General features: G+C 35.5%; 2 protein-coding genes. One reads left to right on the top strand and one right to left on the bottom strand.

Annotated features, from left to right (window positions below; genetic code table 11):
- Positions 1-794: 794 nt before the first annotated feature.
- Positions 795-1,451 (bottom strand): glutathione S-transferase, encoded by a 657-nt coding sequence (locus QZ562_RS19985; RefSeq protein ID WP_293764229.1) that lies wholly within the window; start codon positions 1,449-1,451, stop codon positions 795-797.
- 152 nt (positions 1,452-1,603) lie between these two features.
- Between QZ562_RS19985 and QZ562_RS19980 the strand changes: the two genes are divergently transcribed.
- The gene (locus tag QZ562_RS19980) at positions 1,604-3,949 is read left to right on the top strand and encodes a DUF3656 domain-containing protein (protein ID WP_293764226.1); all 2,346 of its coding nucleotides are present in this window, start codon (positions 1,604-1,606) and stop codon (positions 3,947-3,949) included.
- The last annotated feature ends 307 nt before the right edge of the window (positions 3,950-4,256 follow it).

The raw sequence follows: 4,256 nt of genomic DNA, 5'->3' as shown, positions 1-4,256 counted from the left end.
ATACAGGATTGGCTAATTAAAATTACAGCCATAAGAAAATGGCTTTTCGAACCGTTGCCCCAAACATTAAGGCAATGATAACTAAAGTAAAAGAGAGTAAAAAAGTAAATGGAAATAAATCCGAAACATACATGTAGTTAACTTGTATTTAATAAAACAAGATGTTTTTTAAATTCATTTTAGATGTAATATATTACTCGCCAATCACGCTGACTCAAATACTTATTTAGACTTATGTTGCTATGTTGCTATGTTGTTTTAATCAGGATCCTTTAATTTATTGTTTATAAAACAGTCAACATTCATCGACTCCTTAACCTTATAATAAATGCATACAATTGTTCATCTGATGTTTTGTAACAAAGCATGCCTTACTATCGCCATGCATAACATCAATACTTAAATGCTCATTCCTAAAGGATAATTTTGTTGCTATGACAGGATTTAAAAAAAAGGAGACAAAAAAAAAGACAAAAAAAAGACATTCCGTGTTATCAAGCTATTTACTATTCTTTATATATATCATAAACGTAGAATTTATCTTCTTTGTCGACACTGATTAATATTTGAAGTAAAACTCTCTTAGCTTGCTCACCATGACATTATGCATAGTCGTGGCTGAATAGAAGAAATTAATGTCATTGAAATAACCCAGCCATGTTACCGATCATAATATCTTTGAACCAATATTAGTTTTTTACATTAAAAACTAATATTACACCCGTTTATGAGATGTTTTGTATGTGACATCTATGCATGAAGTGCCTCTATTAATAAACATTTACTACTGATATTTATTCGCTCATTCCCACCCACACATTATGTTTAGCCATTACTTTTGTAAACATAATGCTTTGCAGGTATCGATTCAGCCAGAGCCTGACTTTTGGATAAGGAGATTTTAGGTACCACTGACGTTCTACTTTGGCGAACTGACGAACAAATGGTAACAATGCAATATCAACTAAGCTTTCTTGGTCCGACATAATAAATGGTGTCTGACATGAGCTATCAGCCAAACGATTTTCTAGCTGTTGTATATATATCTCACAAGCTTGTCTGCATTCAGTGATATTATTTTCACGGTATCGTTTGGCGCATTTATAGGTGTTTAAACAGGCTTTAAATTTATTATCAAATTGAGTGATTAATTTGAGCATATTTGGTAATGCATGTGGGTCATGCAGATAAAGCAAATTGTCAGGGTCACTTTTCGCTAATGCCCACAACATCACCTCTAAACTTTCTTCAATGACGATTGATGAGCCTGACTCATTACCCATCACTAAAACTGGTACTTCGCCTTTTTTAGAAACTTTGAGCATTTCCTTTGGCTTATTGCTTAATACCACCTCACGCAAACTTATCTGCAACTGAGCTTTAAATAAAGCAATTCTGGCGCGCATTGCATATGGGCAATTTCGCAATGAATATAAAATGGGAAGTGACATAATTTGTAGTTATCGCTATTTGTGTAAATTAAAAAGTCTTAAATCGGGCACTTTGCCTAGTTTACCTACAATAATCTTCTGTAGCGATATTCATTGGCTAAATATACGGGTAACATCCGCGCTTTAAAATTAACTGGCCATAATTTACTTACATGAAACATAAAATTGAATTGTTAGCCCCAGGCGGTGATGTTGATGCCATTAAAGCGGCCATCATTGCCGGTGCCGATGCCGTTTATTGTGGTTTAGATACCTTTAATGCCCGTAATCGTGCGTCTAATATTTCTTTTGATGAACTTGTAGGGGTCATTCGACTGGCTCACCAGTATGAGTGCGAAATTTTCCTAACCTTGAATATTGTGATCTTAGAACGAGAATTTACCACTTTGGCCAAGTTGTTAAGTAAGCTGGTCAATACCACGCTTGATGGAGTAATTGTTCAAGATATTGGTATGTTTAATCTGATTAAAAAACATTTTCCCAGCCTTGATATTCACGCATCTACTCAGCTCACCACCCACAATGCGGGCCAAATTGGTTTTCTCAAAAAGCTAGGTGCTTCAAGAGTCAATTTATCCAGAGAATTAAACCTCAGAGAAATAACTGAATTAACAGCAGTGAGCCGCGAGCACGATATTTTAACTGAAGTGTTTGTGCATGGCTCACTCTGTGTGGCATTTTCAGGTTTATGCTACTCAACTTCAGCGAGTGTAGGTAATTCGGGTAATCGTGGTCGTTGTTCTCAAGCATGCCGGGAAGAATATGAAACTACAGAAACAGGCCATAATTTCCCACTCAATATAAAAGATAACTCCGCATTTTTTGATTTACCTGCATTAATAGATGCAGGCGTTACCTCTTTTAAAATAGAGGGACGGATAAAAGGTGCCAGTTATGTGCATACAGTAGTAGATAGTTTTCGTAAACAAATAGACGGTTTTATCAAAACAGGTCAATTGCTCGAAGACGGCGAACGTCTTTATAAAGTGTTTAATCGAGATTTTTCAAATGCTTTTTTACGCGGCGATTTAAATCAATCGATGTTTATTGATAATCCTCGAGACAATTCCAAAAATCATGCTGTCGCCAAAAATACTGCAAATACAGATACCAACCTTATATCTATAGTACAAATACAAGAGGTAGAACAAACACTTTACCAAGAAAAAAACGAAATTAATGATGCAGTAAAAGACAAAATCCAATATTTAAGTATTGATAAAATGCTCTTAACTCTCAGTTTCTCTGGTGAATTAGGCAGTCCATTAATCCTAACATTAAGCATACAAGAACCATCTACTGAAAGGACATCAGCGGTTAATATGCCCAGGGCTGCAATAAACAGTTTTGTAATAAAATCCACCAGCCTGTTAACCAACAGTAAGCACAACGCTATAGATCAAGACACCCTTGATAAACGTTTTAGAAGCCTAGGCAATACTGAATATGTAATCACACAAATCGATTTGAGTGATTTGTCAGCCGAGGTTAGTGTTCCATTTAGCGAGCTGACATTACTAAAAAGTGGAGCGGCTCGTTTATTAAACCAATCCAGAGCATTGTTACCTGCCGTTAAATTGCCTGCACTAATAAAACATGCCAAAACATTAGATAACAACATCGTTGACCCTGTTGTTACAGACAATACCCGGGCGACTCTGTCGATATTAATCAGTGATGAAGCAGATATCCATTTAACCGAAGTCACCAATGCCGATATTTATTTTAAGTTACCCGACGCATATAAACGTGACTGCACTAAATATATTGATTTCTTAACAGCTAACCCCCGTCTAATACCTTGGTTTCCTGCGGTATTAATAGGTAAAGATTATGATGTTGCGATTAATATTTTAGAGCAAGTGGTGCCGCCATTAATTGTGACTAACAATACTGGTATCGCTTACAGAGCGAACCAATTAGGGATTAAATGGATAGCGGGTCCCTTTTTAAATACCACTAACTCCTACGCTCTAATGGCGATGAAAGAAGAATTTGATTGCAGCGGTGCGTTTATTTCAAATGAACTCAATCAACAACAAATGAAACACATTGCAAGGCCTGCAGACTTTAAATTGTTTTACAGTATTTATCACCCCATCTTATTAATGACCAGCAGACAATGTTTCTTCCAACAAAGTGTGGGTTGTGAGAAGCCCAGAATTGATAATGGATGTATGCTGTCATGCGATAAATCAACCAGTATTACCAATCTTAAAGGGGTGTCATTTGCGATTGATAAACAAAAGGCTGGTTACCCAAGTATCTACAACAACGACCAATTTTTAAATATGGAAGTTATTAATGATTTGGCTGATTTATTTGATAGTTTTTTAATCGATTTAACCAATATTGGGGCTGGTGATAAACCCTCACCAGACAAGGTGGCCCTAATTAGTCATTTCGAACAATTGTTAGCTGGCGATACAAAATCAGAAATGACACTCAATTCTATGGTAAATGATTCAACAGTCAGCCAGTACCATACGGGTTTGTAAACAAACCATCTAATAACATTAAGCTATACATAGCCTGACACAGTGACATGTGTTTATGAAAATATATAACCGTCAAAGCATAAATTTGTTGATGGCAGTTTATGACAGGTTCATATCATTTTTAGTGTGTAAATTTATGTGCCTGAATTTAATTACGACTAGATCTAACATAGGATAATGAGGTATTTATCATCGTTCGCCATTTAATTTAAGAAAAAGTTTAATATCAAGTTTCTTTTGTAACTGTATTAATAACTAAAACACGGCTAGATATCTATTACAGAAAGCTCAATTATCAGTCATGTAT

Source organism: uncultured Paraglaciecola sp. (assembly GCF_913058035.1).
Taxonomy (GTDB): Bacteria; Pseudomonadota; Gammaproteobacteria; order Enterobacterales; family Alteromonadaceae; genus Paraglaciecola.
This window is presented reverse-complemented; position numbering and strand designations above follow the sequence as displayed.